This window comes from Pseudomonas sp. Root562, assembly GCF_001427125.1.
Lineage (GTDB): Bacteria > Pseudomonadota > Gammaproteobacteria > Pseudomonadales > Pseudomonadaceae > Aquipseudomonas.
Genome location: NZ_LMGK01000006.1, coordinates 49,635 through 68,933, shown reverse-complemented (window position 1 = coordinate 68,933; position 19,299 = coordinate 49,635). Strand labels below are relative to the sequence as shown.

Annotated in this window: 15 protein-coding genes; 9 read left to right on the top strand and 6 right to left on the bottom strand. The window is 60.9% G+C overall.

Annotated features, from left to right (window positions below):
* The first annotated feature begins 53 nt into the window (after positions 1–53).
* Entirely contained in the window at positions 54–638 is a 585-nt protein-coding gene (locus ASD60_RS28770) for a hypothetical protein (RefSeq protein WP_056853356.1), read from the top strand.
* A gap of 39 nt (positions 639–677) precedes the next feature.
* On the opposite strand, the gene ASD60_RS07290 is transcribed toward ASD60_RS28770, so the two are convergent.
* Positions 678–1,619, bottom strand: coding sequence for a LysR family transcriptional regulator (locus ASD60_RS07290; protein ID WP_056853355.1), 942 nt, complete (start codon positions 1,617–1,619; stop codon positions 678–680).
* A gap of 121 nt (positions 1,620–1,740) precedes the next feature.
* On the opposite strand from ASD60_RS07290, the gene ASD60_RS07285 reads away from it, so the two are divergent.
* A complete protein-coding gene (locus tag ASD60_RS07285; protein WP_056853354.1) occupies positions 1,741–2,157 on the top strand; it encodes a RidA family protein in 417 nt (138 codons plus the stop codon).
* Between the two features lie 19 nt (positions 2,158–2,176).
* On the opposite strand, the gene ASD60_RS07280 is transcribed toward ASD60_RS07285, so the two are convergent.
* From ASD60_RS07280 to ASD60_RS07260, 5 genes are all read right to left on the bottom strand, one after another.
* Positions 2,177–3,049 carry a mechanosensitive ion channel family protein gene (locus ASD60_RS07280; RefSeq protein ID WP_056853353.1) on the bottom strand — a complete coding sequence of 291 codons (873 nt, stop codon included), beginning with the start codon at positions 3,047–3,049 and terminating at the stop codon, positions 2,177–2,179.
* 172 nt (positions 3,050–3,221) lie between these two features.
* Positions 3,222–5,219 (bottom strand): peptidase U32 family protein, encoded by a 1,998-nt coding sequence (locus ASD60_RS07275; protein WP_056853352.1) that lies wholly within the window; start codon positions 5,217–5,219, stop codon positions 3,222–3,224.
* A 270-nt stretch (positions 5,220–5,489) separates the two neighbouring features.
* Positions 5,490–5,870, bottom strand: a complete 381-nt coding sequence (locus ASD60_RS07270) for a RidA family protein (protein WP_056853351.1) — start codon at positions 5,868–5,870, stop codon at positions 5,490–5,492.
* 100 nt (positions 5,871–5,970) lie between these two features.
* A complete protein-coding gene (locus tag ASD60_RS07265) occupies positions 5,971–6,969 on the bottom strand; it encodes a bile acid:sodium symporter family protein (RefSeq protein ID WP_056853350.1) in 999 nt (332 codons plus the stop codon).
* A gap of 145 nt (positions 6,970–7,114) precedes the next feature.
* Positions 7,115–7,975: a hypothetical protein gene (locus ASD60_RS07260; protein WP_056853349.1), complete on the bottom strand. Its 861-nt coding sequence runs from the start codon at positions 7,973–7,975 to the stop codon at positions 7,115–7,117.
* Positions 7,976–8,368: 393 nt separating this feature from the next.
* Here ASD60_RS07260 and ASD60_RS07255 point away from each other — a divergent pair, with 393 nt between their 5' ends.
* From ASD60_RS07255 to katG, 7 genes are all read left to right on the top strand, one after another.
* Complete coding sequence (locus ASD60_RS07255) at positions 8,369–8,851, top strand: hypothetical protein (RefSeq protein WP_056853348.1); 483 nt, start codon at positions 8,369–8,371, stop codon at positions 8,849–8,851.
* Between the two features lie 283 nt (positions 8,852–9,134).
* On the top strand, positions 9,135–13,238 hold the full coding sequence (locus ASD60_RS07250) for a bifunctional nitrate reductase/sulfite reductase flavoprotein subunit alpha (RefSeq protein WP_056853347.1): 4,104 nt from the start codon (positions 9,135–9,137) through the stop codon (positions 13,236–13,238).
* Between the two features lie 183 nt (positions 13,239–13,421).
* Complete coding sequence (locus tag ASD60_RS07245) at positions 13,422–14,273, top strand: putative selenate ABC transporter substrate-binding protein (RefSeq protein WP_056853346.1); 852 nt, start codon at positions 13,422–13,424, stop codon at positions 14,271–14,273.
* On the top strand, positions 14,270–15,067 hold the full coding sequence (locus ASD60_RS07240; RefSeq protein WP_056853345.1) for a phosphonate ABC transporter ATP-binding protein: 798 nt from the start codon (positions 14,270–14,272) through the stop codon (positions 15,065–15,067). Before ASD60_RS07245 ends, ASD60_RS07240 begins: the two co-directional genes overlap by 4 nt.
* Positions 15,061–15,888 carry a PhnE/PtxC family ABC transporter permease gene (locus ASD60_RS07235; protein ID WP_056853344.1) on the top strand — a complete coding sequence of 276 codons (828 nt, stop codon included), beginning with the start codon at positions 15,061–15,063 and terminating at the stop codon, positions 15,886–15,888. The genes ASD60_RS07240 and ASD60_RS07235 overlap by 7 nt, the downstream gene beginning before the upstream one ends.
* The gene (gene phnE / locus ASD60_RS07230; RefSeq protein ID WP_056853343.1) at positions 15,885–16,652 is read left to right on the top strand and encodes a phosphonate ABC transporter, permease protein PhnE; all 768 of its coding nucleotides are present in this window, start codon (positions 15,885–15,887) and stop codon (positions 16,650–16,652) included. The genes ASD60_RS07235 and phnE overlap by 4 nt, the downstream gene beginning before the upstream one ends.
* Positions 16,653–16,993: 341 nt before the next feature.
* Positions 16,994–19,255, top strand: coding sequence for a catalase/peroxidase HPI (katG, locus tag ASD60_RS07225; RefSeq protein ID WP_056853342.1), 2,262 nt, complete (start codon positions 16,994–16,996; stop codon positions 19,253–19,255).
* Positions 19,256–19,299: the final 44 nt, after the last annotated feature.

Here is a 19,299-nt window from a genome sequence, read left to right as displayed (position 1 = left end):
GTCAAAACCTCGCCGACTCCTGCAGAAGCCGATAAAAACAAGGACACTCAACCTTGAACATTTCTACCATCTGCCTTTTGGGGAACTTGTTTGTCTCGGCCGGGGCTTTTGCCAATGGCGTCATTCCTGTTCTCGAACTGGATTTCACCCGCTCAGCCACTGAAACCCTGAAAAAAAGTGGTATCCACGACGCCTGTATCATCGTCGCTGCCAACCCGAGCGGTTTTACCTATTGCCGGGAAGGTTCGGCAACGCTGTGGCAGTATCAGGCGCTGGACCTGGAGCAACAAGCGTCGTACCTCAAGGGTTCTGCGCTGGCTTCAATCAACAATGGAAGAATAAGCATCGCCGAAATCGACAGTGCCGCCTGCGAAGACGAGCTGCCCAAGCCGCGGATTGACCCGGTTTTCCTGAATGCATCTTCCCTTGGCCTGATCGCCCTGTTTATCCTGCTGGGCTTGCGCTACACCTACCGGGCCACCCTGGAAGGCTTCTTTGAGCGTCCCCTGGATTCAGGCATGCACTTGCCACGCTCCAGCGGAGCGCTGCGCACCAACCGATCGACGACGAAAGCGTTGGGCGCGTTCGCCCTCGCGGCGGGCATGGCTTTCATGTACTTCGGCTACATTGCGCTTTGATCCGCAGAGCCCGCGATCGCTGGTGCGGATCTTTTCCGTTCAGGTCACGGATTGCGCCGCAGAACGTCGGTCCGCAATCGGCGCGTGCTGCGCCATCAGCTCAGCGACCCAATCGATGAATACGCGTACCTTGCGGCTGATATGCCGGTTCGGGGGGAACGCCACGTAGAGCGGCATCGGATCGAGCTGCCAATCCTCGAACAGCGCAACCAATTGGCCACTCGCCAGCCAGGGCCTGGACATGTAATCGGGCAACCAGAGGATGCCCATGCCGGCCAGGCCCGCTGCCATGTAAGCGTTGCCATCGTCGACCGCCAACACGTAGCGCCCCTTGATCTCCAGGCTTTCACTTTGATTGCGCATGGCATAGGGCAAAGCCTTGCCGGTTCGCGCCCACAGGAAACCGACGATGCGATGCTCGGAATCTTCCAGATCCTTTGGATGCGATGGCCTGCCGACACGCTCCAGATATCCCGGCGAAGCGAACACCCCCAATTGCAGGTCTCCCACCCTTCGGGCCATCAGCGATTGATCGGTCAACTCGCCTCCGCGCACAACGCAATCGACGTTCTCATCAATCAGATCGACGATGCGATCACTGACGCCCATGTCGACCTGGATATCCGGATAACGGGCATGAAATTCCGGCAATGCCGGGACCAGGATCAGACTGGCCAGTGGGCTGGGCACATCCACCCGAAGCCTGCCCCTGGGCACCGTCGAGGCACTCGACAGGCTGGTTTCGGCATCGTCCAGATCGGCCAGCAGTCGCACTACGCGCTCGTAATAGACGGCACCATCGGCGGTGACGTTGACCTTGCGTGTCGTACGGTTGAGCAATTTGACCCGCAAGCGCGCCTCCAACTGTTGCACCAGTTGCGTGACGCTGGTCTTGCTCAAGTGCAGCGTCTCGGCGGCTTTGGTGAAGCTGCCCGATTCCACTACCCGGGCGAACGCCTGCATTGCATCGAAACGGTCCATACCTGCCCCGAATTGCTATTCGATTGTTTGGGATTCGCAAACAGTGATAGTTGCAGTTGCGCGTTTATCGGGCAAGTGCCTGGCCTTAGAGTCTCCCCATCGTTAATCGAAGGAGGTTGTCATGACCCAACGTGATGTCGTTTTCCCACCCGCACGCCAGGCACTTTACGAGCGCAATCGCTACTCGCCGGCGATCCGCTCCAATGGTTTTTTGTTTGTGTCGGGGCAAGTGGGCAGTAACGAGGATGGCTCGCCCGAGGAAGACTTGGAAGAGCAAGTGCGGCAAGCGTTCAACAACCTGAACGGGATTTTGAATGCGGCCGGTTGCACCTTCGACGATGTAGTGGACGTCACCGTCTTCATGGTCGATCCCCAATCGACATTCGAGAGGATCTGGAAGGTGGCGCCAGAGTTCTGGGGCCAGGCACCGCATCCGACATTGACCGCCGTCGGCGTCACCTGGCTCTATGGATTCGCGTTCGAAATCAAGGTTATCGCCAGACTTGCAGAAACCGCTGCAAGCCAAGCGGCTCAATGATCACCGGCGCTTGCTGCGATCACTCCTTCGCCAGTGCGCCAGGCAGTGCGGCGCCTTGCTGGAAGATCACGGTTTGCGCCGGCATCGGCGCCGGGAAACCGGCTTCGCCGAGGGCATCCTTGATCACGCGATTGGTGTCGAAATAGACCTGCCAGTAGTGTTCGTTATGGCAGTAAGGACGCACCGCCAACACCGGCCCTACCAGATTGAACTCGATGATTTCCACATCGACCGCAGGGGTCGCGAGCACATTGGGAATCGCCGCGATTTTTTCCTTGAGCAAAGCCGCCGCCGCTTTCCAGTCGCTCGCGCCCGACAGCTGCGCCTGGAGATCGACGCGGCGGAACGGGTTGTGGGTGAAGTTCTGGATGTTGTCGCTGAAGATTTTGTTGTTGCCCACCAGGGTCAGCACGTTGTCCGGGGTGTTGATTGCAGTGGCGAACAGACCGATCTCGGTGACCGTACCGGTGACCCCGCCAGCGCAAATGAAATCGCCGACCTTGAACGGCCGCAAGACAATAATGAATGCACCCGCCGCCAGATTGGCCAGCAACCCCGACCAGGCCATGCCGATGGCCAGGCCGACCGCAGCGAGCAGCGCGGCGAACGTGGTGGTCTGCATGCCGAGGTAACCGAGGATGGCAATCACCAGGATGATGTTCAGCGTCACGGTGATGGCCGACCCGACATATCGCAGCACGGTGGGGTCGACCTTCTGCTTGCCGAGGGCCTTCTGCACCATGCCGACCGCAAAACCGATCAGCCAGCGCCCGACGATCCAGAAGGCGATGGCGGTCAGCATCTTGACCGCAAAGGCGACGCCGTACGCCTGCACCACGGCGATCAGTGCGTTGAACTTCTCGGTGGTTACATTAACGATGGTCTCGTCCATGGCAGAGGCTCGCAAATGAGGGTTGACCTCAAGACGCTAGCACAGCTCGCGAAGCCCGCCAGTCGAGAACAAGCAAAGCGCGACGACCCGATCAACAGATTGCAACCTGCGGCAGTTCCTACAGTGGATTCCTGTAGGCGCTGCCGCAGGCTGCGACCTTTTCAGCTGCTACTCAGTGCGGAGCGCGGGGAATGGTCTTGAGCAGGTCTTCGGGGCTGATGTGGCCGACAACCGGTTGAACGCTGCCCGGTTGTGGCAAGCCAAGGATGTGGCCTTTCATCTTGCCGATGATGTGCATTTCACACGGCTTGCAGTCGAACTTCAGGGTCAGCACTTCATCGCCGTGGATCAGTTGCATCGGCGCGACCTTGGTGCGCACGCCAGTCACGCCCTTCGCCTGCTTGGGGCACAGGTTGAAGGAGAACCGCAGGCAGTGCTTGGTGATCATCACCGGCACCTCGCCGGTTTCCTCATGCGCCTCGTACGCCGCGTCGATCAGCTTGACCCCATGGCGGTGATAAAAATCGCGGGCCTTCTGGTTGTAGACGTTGGCCAGGAACGACAGGTGCGACTCCGGGTACACCGGTGGCGGTGTGGTTTCGGCTTTACGGCTGCCACGCGGGTGGGCGGCGATCCGTGCATCGGTCAAGGCTTCAATCACCTCGCGGCGCAAGGCCTTGAGCTGCGAATTCGGGACGAAGTACGCCTGTGGGGCGTCGAGCTTGATGTCGATGGCGTGATACTGAGTGGTCCCCAGCTGGCCGAGCAGATCCTGCAATTGCTCCAGCGCCTGTTCCGGCTTGTTGGCGGCACCGAACGGGCCATTCAAGGTGACGCTGGCGCTGACGCCCTCTTCACTGGTGGCCGTCAGTTCAAGCTGTTCTTCACGCAGACGAGCGACCCAGCGCAAGGCCACACGACGCTCGGCAGAAGTCTTTTGCAGCGCCTGTTGCCAGTTGTGATCGAGGTTGCGATTGAGCGGGTGGTTGGGACGCAGCTTGTACATGCCCTCCGGCATCTCGTTGGGCTCGACGCGATAGCGATAGCGCTTCTCGCCGTCCTCTTCGAACTCGCCTTTGGGCTCGGCGATGTTCGCGCGAAAACCCACCACTTCACGCTTGACCAGCACATTGAGGCCATCGCCGTTGGACAGTGGCTCGTGCGTCACGACCAGCATGTCGCGCTTGGCAACTTTCTCGACAACGCCGACTGGCAAACCGGTGAACGTCGGCGAGTCAAAGGCACCGATGTCGATCTTGCGGTCAGTGACGAAGTAATCGGTACTGCCACGGTGGAAGGTTTTTTCCGGGTCGGGCAGGAAGAAGTGCGCGGTGCGGCCGCTGGAGGCGCGGGCCAGGTCCGGACGCTCTTCGAGCACGGCGTCGAGGCGCTGGCGGTAATAGGCGGTGATGTTCTTCACATAACCCATGTCCTTGTAGCGGCCTTCGATCTTGAACGATCGCACGCCTGCCTCGACCAGGGCGCGGATGTTGGCGCTCTGGTTGTTGTCCTTCATCGACAACAAGTGTTTTTCGTAAGCGATCACGCCACCCTTCTCATCCTTGAGGGTGTACGGCAAACGGCAGGCCTGGGAACAGTCGCCACGGTTGGCACTGCGGCCAGTCTGCGCGTGGGAAATGTTGCACTGCCCGGAGAACGCGACGCACAACGCGCCGTGGATGAAAAACTCGATCGCCGCTTCAGTCTCGTCGGCGATGGCGCGGATTTCCTGCAGGTTCAACTCACGGGCCAACACCAGTTGCGAGAAGCCAGCCTGGTCAAGGAACTTCGCTCGCGCCAGGGTACGGATGTCGGTCTGGGTGCTGGCGTGCAGTTCGATCGGCGGGATATCCAGCTCCATCACACCCAGGTCCTGGACGATCAGCGCGTCGACACCGGCATCGTATAACTGGTGGATCAGCTTGCGGGCCGGCTCCAGTTCGTTGTCGTGCAGGATGGTGTTGATGGTGGTGAACACCCGGGCGTGATAACGACGGGCGAATTCCACCAGTTCGGCGATCTCGCTCACTTCATTGCAGGCATTGTGGCGGGCGCCGAAGCTCGGGCCACCGATGTAGATCGCATCGGCGCCATGCAAAATGGCCTCGCGGGCGATGGCTACGTCGCGGGCGGGGCTGAGCAATTCCAGGTGATGTTTGGGCAGGGACATAATATTTTTTTAGTCAGGCTGTCACGGTCGAGGCGCGCATTGTACCGGTGAAACGCCTGACCGGCACCCGTAGGCTGCCCGGTGGCTGCCTCGGGCAGGCCTGGAATGCCTCAAACCCTGTGGAAGCGCTGTAGCTGTGGCGAGGGAGCTTGCTCCCGCTGGGGCGTGAAGCGCCTCTGAAACAAGGACTGCTGCGCAGTCCAGCGGGAGCAAGCTCCCTCGCCACAGGATGCAAATTGTTCGACCAGGTTTGTGTGTGTGCTGCCGGGATCAGGCCTTGGCCGCCATTGCCGTGACTTCCACACGCATGCCTTCGACTGCCAGTGAAGCAACGCCTACGGCGGCGCGCACCGGCCATGGCTTGGCGAAGAAGCGCTTGTACACCTCGTTGAACGCGGCGCGGTCGGCCATGTCGGTGAGGTAAATGGTCAGGTGCAACACGCGGTCCATGGAACTGCCGGCACGCTCCAGCGCAACCTTGAGCGCTTGCAGGGTGCATTCGCTTTGCAGGGTAATGTCGCCCAGCTCCAGGCTCCCGTCGGCGCGGGTGGGAATCTGCGTGGAGACCAGCATGCCGCCGAAACCGGCAACGTCGGAGGAAATGGAGTCTGCGTCGGGATCGGGGGTGAAAGTGATGTCTTGGTTGGCCATGGGACTCTCTTGCTTGCGAGGTAAAGGGGCACCGCCGCGATTCAACGCAGCGGCGCCTTTTGCGCAGGCAGTTTACCGCAAGTGAGTTAGCCGGATGCGATCAAGGATCCACCTGCCCCATCAACTCGGGCACCGATTCCGGGCGATTGGCGAAACGCTGCGCGAGGACCGCGCAGACCATCAATTGAATCTGATGGAACAACATCAATGGCAGGATCAGCACACCGATGGTGCTGCCGGCGAACAGCACCTGCGCCATCGGCACACCGGTGGCCAGGCTTTTCTTCGAGCCGCAGAAGAGGACGGTGATGCGGTCTTCCTGACTGAAGCCGCAGACTTTGCCCAGCACGGTAGAAGCCACCAGCACCAGCCCCAGCAACACACAGCAGGCAACCACCAGTCCGGCCAGATCACGCAACGGGATCTGGTGCCAGATGCCTTCGATCACCGCTTCGCTGAACGCGCCATAGACCACCAGCAAGATCGAACCTTGGTCGATAAATTTCAGCCAACCCTTGTTGCGTGCCACCCAGGCGCCGATCCAGCGGCGGGCGATTTGCCCGGCAACGAACGGCAGCAACAGTTGCACGCTGATCTTCAGGATGGCATCGACTGTCGAACCGCCATCGCCGTGCACGTCCATCAGCAACGTCACCAGCAACGGTGTGAGGAAGATCCCGAACAGACTCGACGCCGCCGCGCTGCAAATCGCCGCAGGGATATTGCCGCGGGCCAACGAGGTAAAGGCAATCGCCGACTGCACCGTGGCAGGCAGCGCACAGAGGTAAAGCATGCCCATGTACAGGTTGTCGCCGATCAACGGCGAGAGGAATGGCTTGAGTGCCAGGCCGAGCAACGGGAACAGCACAAACGTCAGGCCGAACACCAGCAAATGCAGGCGCCAGTGACCGGCGCCGGCGATGATCGATTCCCGCGACAGCTTGGCGCCGTGCAGGAAAAACAGCAGGGCAATGGCAATGTTGGTCAACCAGCCGAAGCCGACCGCGACCTGACCGCTGGCCGGTAGCAAACTGGCGAGAATGACCACACCGACCAGGGTCAGAGTGAAGTTGTCGGGTAAAAAGCGCGGGCGGGTCATCGGGATCATCCGGGTTGGCCAGGAACGTGATCTCGACTCTACCCCTGCGGAGAATTACCGACTAACGCTAATAAGCCAGTACATATCGCCTAAAGGACAAATCAGTCGGTCGAAAAGGCTAACTCGCGAATACCGGACTGATTTTTCACCGAGTGGACTGAACAATCGCTTTGAGCTTGGCCAGCGCGTCACTGGCGTTCTTTTCATCCGAGTCTTTCTTGTCGAACCAGCTGGTGCCGTTCTGCAGAATTTCGGCGAGAATCGGGAAATACAGTTGTTTTTTCTTCGCCAGCTCCACGGGATCGGCCGCCGTCGCTTGATCCAGCGCGGTTTGCAGCGTGTTGCGCTGGGACAGCCATTGCGGCGTGGCCTTTTCTTCGGGGCTCATGTTGTCCATGAAACTCAAGGCAGCCTTGGCTCGTCCGACCGGGTCATTGGCGAAAGGATCCCGCCAGTTCTTCTTCTGATCTTCCGGCCCGACGTAGTAGCCAGTGGCGAGCTGGGCCTGCTGGCGCATCACGTCCTGCGCTGCGGTTTGCTCCTGCTTGGTGAACTTCCCGCCTTCGTTGGTGGCGACCGCATACAACGAGCGCCGGTCAAGGTCGCCCATCAGCGCATTACGGTCGGCCATGCTGTTGTCATAGGGCTTGCCGCTGCCCGACATCTGCGCATATTTTTCATCCATGCGCTTGCGGGCATCGAGGGCGACGTCGGCGAAGGTTTTGTCCCTGGAGCTGGAAATCGCACCGGGCTGGGCCACACCAAGAATCAACGCATCGGCGTTCATCCCCGCGCGCACCGGAAAGTACCGCGCGTTGCTGGCAATCGCATCGCTGTAATCAGTGGCCGCGCTGGAAAAGCTCACCGCGTCATCATTCTGCGTTTGATCCGGCGCTGCGCTGCTGTCCGCCACTTTGCCCCGGGCACTCGTCGTGCTGGTGTTGGCGGCAGAGGTATAGGCAGCGATCAAGGCGCTGGACGAGGACGAGGACGCAGTGACGTTCATGATTCTTCCCTGTTAGTGAGGCTCAAGTGCGGGCACCTCGGCGAGTGTCATTGTATATCGGCACGTCAGGCCGATCTTTATACCTTGGTGTTAAATCAACACACCGTTGTCTGGTGGTCAGCACCCGGTTTTATCCATAAATTCCTGCCGCCCGAAACCTGCACCATCCCCGGCATGACAATGAGGCGTTTTTTTTCCAGAAAAACGTGTCGCACTTTGTACAGCCGGAACTAAAATCTGAAGTAGCGGATGCGAGTTCATGTGACGCAGAGTCTTGCTGAAGTGGAGGTATACGACAACGGCCAAGGGATTGCATAGTCACGCCTTGCGCTGCAGTTCAATGCGCTCTACGACCATGCCTTTACTGCCTGCTTCGACAACGGACACTCATCCATGGACATAGCTCCACAATTCATCATCCATGAAACGGCACACTGGATACTCAACCATCACATGTCGTCAAAGCTCCCTGGCTATCTGGTGCTGGGGACGCGATACAACACCAGTTCACTGGCTGAACTTCCCGAAGCCGCGTTGATTGAACTCGGCAGCCTGCTCGGCAAAGTGCAGAAGATCCTGCAGACGCAACTGCAACCCAAATGGCTCTATATCAGCCGCTTTGGCCATGACCCGGCATTCCCCATTCATTTCCACTGCATCCCTGTCTATCACTGGGTCGAAGAATTGTTCTGGCAGGATGATCGCTACAGATTACTGAAGAACTTCGGTGCGGGTGCCCACGCTCATACACTGACCGATGGCGCCGAGCTGACGCTGTTCATCTGGCGCGAATTTGGCGAGAGCCCGGAACCGCCAAACATCCCGGGCCCGAGCGTCGAGCAAATCATTGACCGTTTGCGCCTGTCATTCCGGTAAGGACTGCGAAGGCCCGCCTTGGGCTGGTGCACCATTAAGTGCATCGCCATATAAAAGTGCACGCAGCACCCATGCCGATTTACCCTTTCCTGCCTTGAACCCCTGATTCGGCGCGGCCCCGGACATTCTGGCGCGCTGTTTGCTAAGTACCTCAAACGCAGTCAACGCTGATTGCACCTATACGACAAAGGCGCCGTGTAGCCCCCGTTTTTTACGGAGGGCCGCATGGCGCCTTTTGCGTTTGCGCACCGCTCAGGTGCCGGTAGAGATTCGAGGGGCGAGGATGGCAAATAAAACCGTGCGCAGTGTGTGTCCCTATTGTGGCGTGGGCTGCGGCATCGTCATGCACGTCGAAGACAACCGAGTGGTCAAAGTCACGGGTGACAAAAGCCATCCGGCCAACTTCGGCCGGCTGTGCACCAAAGGCACGACATGCGGCAAGGCCATTGCCGAATCGGGGCGCATGGAAAATGCCTACCTGCGCCAGGAACGCAGTCGAGATCCGGTGCGTATGGCAATGGATTCGGCCATCACTGAGACAGCGACCCGTCTGCGCACCATTCTGGATAACCACGGTCCCAATGCGCTGTCGTTCTACGTGTCGGGGCAAATGTCGCTTGAAGCCCAGTACCTGATTACCAAACTGGCCAAGGGTTTTGTCCGCACCGCCAATATCGAGTCCAACTCGCGCTTGTGCATGGCCAGCGCCAGCAGCGGCTACAAGCTGTCGCTCGGCGCCGACGGGCCGCCGGGTTCCTATCAGGATTTTGACCGTTCGAATCTGTTTTTCGTGATCGGCGCCAACATGGCCGACTGTCATCCGATCCTGTTCCTGCGCATGATGGATCGGGTCAAGGCCGGCGCCCGACTGATCGTGGTCGATCCACGGCGCAGCGCCACGGCGGACAAGGCCGATCTGTATCTGCCGATCAAACCCGGCACCGACCTGGCCTTGCTCAATGGCCTGCTGCACCTGCTGGTGAAAAACGGCCACACCGACCCGGCCTTCATCGCCACCTTCACCGAAGGCTGGGAGGCGATGCCCGGTTTCCTCGAGGATTATTCGCCGGATGCCGTCGCAGAAATCACCGGCCTGCCCGAAGCGGACATCCGTCAGGCTGCGCAATGGATCGGCGAAGCCGCCGAGTGGATGAGCTGCTGGACCATGGGCCTGAACCAAAGCACCCACGGTACCTGGAACACCAATGCCCTGTGCAACCTGCACCTGGCCACCGGCGCGATCTGCCGCCCGGGCAGCGGGCCGTTTTCCCTGACCGGTCAACCAAATGCCATGGGCGGCCGCGAGATGGGCTACATGGGACCAGGCCTGCCCGGCCAGCGCTCACTGCTGGTGGAGGCGGATCGCGCATTCATCGAGGATTTATGGAACATCCCCCACAACAGCCTGCCGCGCGCAGCCGGTGCCGGCACCGTGGCGATGTTCGAACAGATGAGCGCCGGGCAGATCAAGGCCTGCTGGATCATCTGCACTAACCCGGTAGCGTCCGTGCCCAATCGCCAGAAAGTGATCGAAGGCTTGCAGGCCGCTGAACTGGTAATCACCCAGGACGCCTTTCTCGACACCGAGACCAATCGCTACGCCGATATCCTTCTGCCGGGTGCGTTATGGGCCGAGGCGGAGGGCGTGATGATCAACTCCGAACGCAACCTGACGCTGATGCAACAAGCCGTGCAGGCGCCCGGCGAAACCCTGCCCGACTGGCAAATCATTGCCAGGGTGGCGTGCGAAATGGGCTTCGCCGAGGCCTTCAGCTACACCGATGCCAATGAGGTGTTCGAAGAGATCAAACGCGCCTGGAATCCGCAGACCGGTTACGACATGCGTGGCGCCAGTCATGCCCGTCTGCGCGAACAGTCGTTGCAATGGCCGTGTGCCGACGCCAGCGCCGATATACGCAACCCGATCCGCTATGTGAATGACGGCGTAAGCCAGGCACTCAAGCTGGAAGCCGACGGCAGCCGACCCGCCATCGTGTTCCCGAGCGCGAACGGCAAGGGCAAGTTCTTCGCCCGCCCGCACCTGTCACCGGCAGAGATGCCCGATGAAACCTTTCCCTTCGTGCTCAATACCGGTCGCTTGCAGCATCAGTGGCACACCCTCACAAAGACCGGCAAAGTCGACACCCTGAACAAACTCAACCCTGGGCCGTTCATCGAGATTCATCCTGAAGATGCCGCTCGCCTGGGCATCAAGGACAAGGACCCGGTCGAAGTGCGCTCGCTGCGCGGCCGCGCAGTATTGCCGGCGGTGGTGACCGAACGTGTGCGCGAGGGCAATTGCTTCGCGCCTTTCCACTGGAACGATGTGTTTGGCGACAACCTGGCCATCAACGCGGTCACCAGCGATGCCGTCGACCCGATCTCCCTGCAACCGGAATTCAAGTTTTGTGCCGTTGCCCTGCAACGAGTCGAACTGATCAACCATCAATTTCTCGATTCGCCTGCACCGGCCACCGCCCCACTCCCCGCTTGCACACTCTCCGAGGAACTCGTCATGTCGAGCATCGAGACCTTCGCCGATCTCGCGGGCATTCGCAGCCTGCCCTCCCCGTCACTCAGCGATAACGAACGCACCTACCTCGCCGGTTTTGTCAGTGGCCTGCAATCCACCGCGGGCCGCCAGATCGCTGGCGTACCGGTCATGCCGGCCAACGCGCCACTGGCTGCGACTACCCGGCTATGGCTTGACGGTGTGCTGGGTGGGTTGTTCAGTCGCGTCGAACTGGCCGACAGCCCGGCGCCAGCGACCCCGGTTGCGGCAGACCGTACACCCGCGCTGACCCTGTTGTGGGCCTCGCAAACCGGCAATGCCGAGGCACTGGCCGAGCGCTTTGCCAAGCGCCTGCGTGACGACGGGATAGCCGTGGAGCTGAGCCCGATGGCTGACTTTCCAGCCAGCAAACTGGCGACTACCGCCAACCTGGCGCTGATCAGCAGCACCTTCGGCGATGGCGACCCACCGGACAATGGCGAAGGTTTCTGGCACACCCTCAATAATGCCCAACTGCGCCTTGAATCCCTGCGTTTTGCGGTTTTGGCTTTGGGTGACCCGAACTACGACCAGTTCTGCCAGCACGGCAAGCAACTCGATCAACGCCTGCAGGAGCTGGGCGCTACCCGCCTGATCGAACGGGTCGATTGCGACACTGAGTTCGAAGAGCGTGCCGACAACTGGCTCGCTCAATTGCACAAAGTCCTCAAGCCTGCGCCTTCGGTGATCGACGAGCCGGCCATTATCGTAGCGCCCAGCACGGTCGAGGCACCCTGCAAGACCCGACCGCATGCCTCGCGACTGCTGACCAATCTTCACCTCAACCGCCAGAGCAACAACAAGGAAACCCGCATGTTTTCCCTGGACCTGGCGGACTCGGGCCTCAGCTACGAGGCGGGTGACGCACTGGGGGTCTACCCGCGCAACTGCCCTGAACTGGTCGACGAATTGCTCGAACTGACGGGCATGAGCGCCGACGCCACCGTCACCCTCGACAAGCTCGGTGAGGTGCCGTTGCACCAGGCCCTGACCGAGCATCTGGAAATCGCTCGCCCCAGCCAGGAAACGCTGGCATTGATTGCCGAACGCAGTGCCAATCCCGCACTGAAACAACTGCTGGGTAGCGAGCGCAAGGCTGAGCTCAAAGACTGGCTGTGGGGCCGGCAACTGGCGGACGTGCTGCAAGCCTTTCCGGTCGATTGCTCGGCCAGCGAACTGCTCAGCACCTTCAAGCGCCTGCAACCGCGCCTGTATTCCATCGCGTCCAGCCCCAAGGCGCACCCGCAGGAAGTGCACCTCACCGTCGCCGCCGTGCGCTATGGCAAACGCAAAGGCGTGTCCTCGACGTTTCTTGCCGACCGCGCGCAAAACGGCGATGTGCCGGTTTTCGTCCAGCCGTCCAAGCACTTCCGCACGCCGGTCGATGGGGATGTACCGATGATCATGATCGGCCCCGGCACCGGCGTGGCGCCCTTTCGCGCCTTTCTGCAGGAGCGTCGGGCACGAGGTGATCAGGGCCATAACTGGCTGTTTTTTGGCGAGCAACATGCCGCCAGCGATTTCTACTACCGCGACGAATTGCAGGGCATGCAGCGCGATGGCTTGTTGACCCGATTGAGCCTGGCGTTTTCCCGCGATCAGGCGCAAAAAATCTACGTGCAGGACCGCATTCGCGAACAAGGCGCCGAACTGTGGCGCTGGTTGCAGGAAGGCGCGCAGGTGTACGTCTGCGGCGATGCCAGCCAGATGGCCAAGGACGTCGACCGGGCCTTGCGCCAGGTTGCGCAACAGCATGGCGGACTTGGCGCGGACTGCGCCGCCGATTACTGGCGGCAGATGAGCGAGCAAAAACGCTACCTGCGGGATGTTTATTGACGTTTGATCGCTGGCGTCTGGCGGTCCTTTCAGGTCGCCGGTCGGCCTGATCAAACTAACTGAGTGCAAAGCAGGAGTTCATGCTCACCCTCCGTTTCGGCTACCCTCACACTGCGCCATGCCACTCACCGCCCATGCGGGACGCAGCGCCTTTTTTTGTAGTGAATGAAACGGAGAACTTTCATGCTCATGCGTACCCTGGCACTGGCCGTCGGCTTGACCCTGTCCATCAGCAGCTTGCTGGCGCAGGCCGCCGACACCCTTAAAGTCAGCGCCATTCCTGACGAAGCCCCCACCGAATTGCTGCGCAAGTTCAAGCCACTGGGCGCTTATCTGGAACAACAGTTGGGTATGAAAGTCGAGTTCGTGCCCGTCAGTGACTACCCGGCGGTGGTCGAAGCGCTGGCCACGGACCGCATCGACCTGGCCTGGCTTGGCGGTTTCACATTCGTCCAGGCCCGTTTGAAAACCGGCAACGCCATTCCCCTGGTCCAGCGTGAACAGGACGCGCAGTTCACCAGCAAATTCATCACCGCGGACCCGGCCGTCAAATCCCTCGCCGACCTCAAGGGCAAGACCTTCGCCTTCGGTTCGGTGTCATCCACGTCCGGCAGTCTGATGCCGCGCTACTTCATGCTCAAAGACGGCATCAAGCCGGAAACCTGGTTCAGCCGCGTCGGCTATTCCGGCGCCCATGACGCCACGGTTGCCTGGGTCCAGGCCGGCAAAGTCGATGCCGGCGTGCTCAACGCCAGCGTCTGGGAAAAACTGGTTGCTGCCGGCAAAGTCGATACCAACAAAGTCAAAGTGTTTGCCACCACGCCCGCCTATTTCGATTACAACTGGACCGTGCGCGGCACCCTCGACCCGGCGCTGGCCGCGAAAATCAAGGCAGCGTTCCTGGCCCTCGATCCGGCAAAACCGGCGGACAAGGCCATTCTCGACCTGCAGGCCGCCAGCCGTTTCATCGAAACCAGCCCGGATAACTACAAGGGCATCGAGGAAGCCGCGCGCGCTGCCGACCTGCTCAAATGACCTTGCAGCTGACCCGGGTCAACCTGACCCATACCAATGGCGTCCACGCGCTGCATAACGTGGACTTGCACATCGCGGCGAGCGAACAGGTCGCCATCATCGGCCCGTCCGGTGCGGGTAAATCGAGCCTGCTCAATCTGCTGGGCACCGCCCTGCAACCGAGCAGCGGCGAGCTTCAACTGCTCGGCGAACGTGCGTGGCAACTGTCTGCCCGCCAACGTCAACGCTTGCGCGCGCGAATCGGCCTGGTCCACCAGTCGCCGCCGCTGCCGCCGCGCCAACGGGTGGTCACGGCGGTGCTGGCCGGCAAGATTGGCCAGTGGGGCCTGGGTAAAAGCCTGATGAACCTGCTGCATCCGCTGGATGTCGCCGGCGCACGGGCGGCGTTGGCCAGGCTGGACCTGGGCGACAAGTTGTTCGCCCAATGCCAGCAACTGTCCGGCGGCCAGCTTCAGCGCGTGGGCATTGCGCGCGTGCTGTATCAGGCGCCCGAGGTGTTGCTGGCCGATGAGCCGGTGTCGGCGATGGACCCGGTACTGGCCGAACACACCCTGTCAGTGCTGTGCCGTCATGCACGGGAACACAACGTCACGCTGGTCGCCAGCCTGCATGCAGTGGAACTGGCCCTGGCGCATTTTTCACGGATCATCGGCTTGCGCGACGGACAGATTATGTTCGACCTGCCGGCCAGCGCCGTCGACCGCGAACTGCTCGACAGGCTCTACGCCAACGAACAGTTGCTTTCCCCTCCGGTCCCACCGCTCCCTCTGGTTGTGCAGATTCCTCGATGCTGAAACGCGATACCCGAGACCCGGCCGCCCGACCGCGTCTACTACTGACGCTATTGGCCATTGCCTTACTGTGGCCAGGCATTCACTTCAGTGAACTGGATTTGAGCGTGCTGGTGGCCAGCGACAGCCAAAGCGAGATGGGCCGTTTTGTCTCGGCGTTCTGGCCACCGGCCCATGGCGAAGAATTCTTCCAGTTGCTCCTGCAAGCCACCCTGCAAACCCTGGCCATCGCCACCGCGGGCATGGCCCTGGCGCTGATGCTGGCCGTGCCCGCCAGTCTGTTGGCCAGCCGGGCGTTGTCGTTGTCGGCGGCGTCCCGCGCAGGGCGTCCCGATTCCTGGGGTCAATGGCTGCGCTGGCCGGTGCGCGGCTTGCTGATCTTCCTGCGCAGCGTGCCGGAGATCGTCTGGGCGCTGTTGTTCGTGCGTGCCGTGGGCCTCGGGCCGACGGCCGGGGTCCTGGCCATTGCCATTACCTACAGCGGCATGTTGGGCAAGGTCTACGCGGAGATCTACGAGTCGGTGGACCAGCGCCCCGCCCATGCGTTGCTGCAAGCCGGCAGTGGTCGCCTCGCGGCCTTCGTCTACGGGATTGTGCCCAATGTCGCGGCGGAGCTGTTGTCGTACACGGTGTACCGCTGGGAATGCGCGATCCGCGCCTCGGTGGTGATGGGGTTTGTCGGTGCCGGGGGCCTCGGCCAGCAAATGGACCTGTCGTTGCGCATGTTCGCTGGCGGTGAAGTCGCCAGTCTGTTACTGACGTTCCTGGTGCTGGTGCTGTTCGCCGATCAACTCAGCCGTTTGCTGCGCTGGAGGCTGGCATGAATCGCATGATCAACCTGGCGCTGTTGCTGGGCATCGTCGCCGCGGCCATCGCCTCTTTCGTCTACCTGGGCATCGACCTCGGCGAACTCGGCGCCACCGGCAATTTCGGGCGCATGGCCGATTATGCCCGGCGTTTCCTCAGCCCGGACTTGAGCCCAACTCACCTGCAAGCCATCGGTCATGGCGCAGTGGAAACCATCGCCATGTCGGCTTTGGGCACCTTGCTCGCGGCGGTATTCGGCCTGATGTTGGCATTGCCGGCGGCGGGACGGTTCGGCTGGCCGTTGCAGAGCGCGTCACGCCTGGTGCTCAACGCCCTGCGCGCAGTACCGGAACTGGTGTGGGCGGCGTTGATGGTGCTGGCCGCCGGGCTCGGTCCCAATGCCGGCACCCTGGCGCTGGCCCTGCACACCACCGGAGTACTCGGCCGGCTGTTCGCCGAAGCGCTGGAAAACACCCCGGCGCAACCTGCCGAAGCGATCCGCCTGCAAGGTGGCAATGCAGTCTGGGCGTTCTGTTACGGCACGCTGCCCAACCTGTGGCCGCAAATGGTGGCCTACATTCTGTATCGCTGGGAAAACAACATCCGCATGGCCAGCGTGCTCGGGTTCGTCGGTGCCGGTGGTCTGGGACAGATGCTGTACGTCAGTCTCAGCCTGTTTCAAGAGGCTCAGGCCAGCACAGTCATCCTGGCCATGCTATTACTGGTATTCGCTGTCGATACGTTGAGCAGCTGGAGCCGTCAACGCTGGGTCAAGGCCTGACGGCTTTTGCAAAACGGCTCGCCCTGAAAGATTTCGCCTATCGGCTGCCAATACTGCGGCTATTAGCTGACTTACCAAGGGGCGACTAGCATTATCTAACGCCGGTGCCATCTGGCCGGCCAAGACCTGATAACGAGATAAGAACGAGTCTGCAACTGACTGGGCGTACCGTGGGTCATCCTGTCGGCAATTGCGTTGCCTGTGTTCAGAATACCCGCATGGCCAGATCGATCAGAAGATCGCATTGCACGGCCGCAAGCCTGAGTCATTGATTTCAATCACCGCTGTCCGACCACAACCGGGGCGGTCAGCTGAATGACACGACCGAGGGTAGCTCACACATGGCAACTGAATCGAAATGCCCGTTTCATCAGGCCGCCGGCGGTGGCACAACCAACCGCGACTGGTGGCCGAATCAACTGAATCTGAAGATCCTGCACCAGCACTCGTCCCTCTCCGATCCCATGGACGAAGACTTCAACTATGCCGAAGCCTTCAAGCAGCTGGACTTTGCAGCCGTCAAAAGAGACCTGACGGCACTGATGACCGACTCGCAAGATTGGTGGCCCGCCGACTTCGGCCACTATGGCCCGCTCTTTGTGCGCATGGCCTGGCACTCCGCCGGCACCTATCGCACCGGTGACGGCCGTGGCGGCGCAGGCTCCGGCCAGCAACGCTTTGCACCGCTCAACAGCTGGCCGGATAACGTCAGCCTCGACAAGGCTCGCCGGCTCCTCTGGCCGATCAAGCAAAAATACGGCCGCAACATTTCCTGGGCCGACCTGATCGTGCTCACCGGCAACGTGGCGCTGGAGTCGATGGGCTTCAAGACGTTTGGTTTTTCCGGTGGCCGCCCGGACGTCTGGGAACCGGACGAAGATGTGTATTGGGGTTCGGAAAGCAAATGGCTGGCCGGTGATACCCGTTACGGCAAAAACGATCAACCGATGCAGAAACCCGGTGAAGGCCCGCTCGTTGCCGAGCCTGGGGAAAACGAAGACAGCCGTGTCGAGCCTGGCCGCAATCTGGAAAACCCGCTGGCCGCTGTGCAAATGGGCCTGATCTATGTGAACCCGGAAGGCCCCGAAGCCAATCCGGATCCGGTCGCCGCCGGCCTGGACATTCGCGAAACCTTCGGTCGCATGGCGATGAACGATGAAGAAACCGTGGCGCTGATCGCCGGTGGTCACGCCTTCGGCAAAACCCACGGCGCGGGTCCCGCGGACAATGTCGGGGCCGAGCCCGAAGCGGCCGGTCTGGAAGAGCAAGGGCTGGGCTGGCGGAACAAGTTCGGTACCGGTAAAGGCCCCGACACCATTACCAGCGGCCTGGAAGTCACCTGGACCACGACCCCGACCCAATGGAGCAACAACTTCCTGGAGAACGTGTTCGGCTTCGAGTGGGAACTGACCAAGAGCCCTGCTGGCGCGCATCAGTGGAAGCCAAAAAATGGAGCAGGCGCCGGCATCATCCCGGATGCCCACGATCCGTCCAAACGGCGTGATCCCACCATGCTGACCACCGACCTGGCGCTGCGCTTCGACCCGATCTACGAGCCGATTTCGCGGCGTTTCCTGGAGAACCCCGACCAACTGGCCGACGCCTTTGCCCGCGCCTGGTACAAACTGATCCACCGTGACATGGGGCCGCTTTCGCGCTACCTCGGCCCGGAAATGCCCAACGAAGAACTGCTGTGGCAAGACCCGATTCCAGCAGTCGATCATGAGCTGGTCAACGACAGTGATGTCGCTGCGCTGAAGAGCAAACTGCTGGCCTCGGGACTGTCGGTGTCGCAGCTTGTTTCCACAGCCTGGGCGGCGGCTTCGACCTTCCGCGGTTCTGACAAACGCGGCGGTGCCAACGGCGGGCGCCTGCGTCTGGCGCCACAGAAATTCTGGCAGGCCAATCAGCCGGAACAACTCTCGGGTGTGCTGGAAAAACTCGAAGGTATCCAGAAGGAGTTCAACGCCGGCGGCAAGAAAGTCTCGCTGGCTGACCTGATCGTGCTGGCCGGTTGTGCCGGGGTCGAGCAGGCAGCGAAAAATGCCGGACACACCGTCACGGTGCCTTTCACACCCGGGCGAATGGATGCGAGCCAGGAGCAGACCGATGTCGAGTCTTTCGGCTTCCTTGAACCCATCGCCGATGGTTTCCGCAACTACCTCAAGGGCCGTTACACCGTCCCGGCGGAAAAGTTGCTGATCGACAAGGCGCAATTGTTGACGCTCACCGCACCGGAAATGACTGCGCTCATTGGCGGCATGCGTGTGCTCAACACCAACGTCGGCAAAACCGCCCACGGCGTTTTCACCAGCCGCCCGCAAGCGCTGACCAACGATTTCTTCACCAACCTGCTGGACATGGGCGTGGAATGGAAACCGGTGTCGGAGGCCAATGAGGAATTCACCGGAACAGACCGCAAGACCGGGCAACAGAAATGGACCGCGACGCGGGTCGATCTGGTCTTTGGCTCCAACTCTCAACTGCGGGCGCTGGCCGAAGTTTATGCCAGCGCCGGCGGCCAGGAGAAATTGGTCAAGGACTTCGTGGCAGCGTGGACCAAGGTGATGAACCTGGATCGGTTCGACTTGAAAATGAAATAACGCAGTGTGTGTTGGCACCCCGGCATGAACGTGCCGGGGTGTTT

Coding starts and splice junctions, on each gene's coding strand:
- ASD60_RS07290 (WP_056853355.1), bottom strand. CDS start 1,619: ATGGACCGTTTCGATGCAATGCAGGCGTTCGCCCGGGTAGTGGAATCG.
- ASD60_RS07240 (WP_056853345.1), top strand. CDS start 14,270: ATGACCTTGCAGCTGACCCGGGTCAACCTGACCCATACCAATGGCGTC.
- ASD60_RS07235 (WP_056853344.1), top strand. CDS start 15,061: ATGCTGAAACGCGATACCCGAGACCCGGCCGCCCGACCGCGTCTACTA.
- ASD60_RS07250 (WP_056853347.1), top strand. CDS start 9,135: ATGGCAAATAAAACCGTGCGCAGTGTGTGTCCCTATTGTGGCGTGGGC.
- phnE (WP_056853343.1), top strand. CDS start 15,885: ATGAATCGCATGATCAACCTGGCGCTGTTGCTGGGCATCGTCGCCGCG.
- ASD60_RS07260 (WP_056853349.1), bottom strand. CDS start 7,975: ATGAACGTCACTGCGTCCTCGTCCTCGTCCAGCGCCTTGATCGCTGCC.
- ASD60_RS07280 (WP_056853353.1), bottom strand. CDS start 3,049: ATGGACGAGACCATCGTTAATGTAACCACCGAGAAGTTCAACGCACTG.
- katG (WP_056853342.1), top strand. CDS start 16,994: ATGGCAACTGAATCGAAATGCCCGTTTCATCAGGCCGCCGGCGGTGGC.
- ASD60_RS07245 (WP_056853346.1), top strand. CDS start 13,422: ATGCTCATGCGTACCCTGGCACTGGCCGTCGGCTTGACCCTGTCCATC.
- ASD60_RS07285 (WP_056853354.1), top strand. CDS start 1,741: ATGACCCAACGTGATGTCGTTTTCCCACCCGCACGCCAGGCACTTTAC.
- ASD60_RS07265 (WP_056853350.1), bottom strand. CDS start 6,969: ATGACCCGCCCGCGCTTTTTACCCGACAACTTCACTCTGACCCTGGTC.
- ASD60_RS07275 (WP_056853352.1), bottom strand. CDS start 5,219: ATGTCCCTGCCCAAACATCACCTGGAATTGCTCAGCCCCGCCCGCGAC.
- ASD60_RS07270 (WP_056853351.1), bottom strand. CDS start 5,870: ATGGCCAACCAAGACATCACTTTCACCCCCGATCCCGACGCAGACTCC.
- ASD60_RS07255 (WP_056853348.1), top strand. CDS start 8,369: ATGGACATAGCTCCACAATTCATCATCCATGAAACGGCACACTGGATA.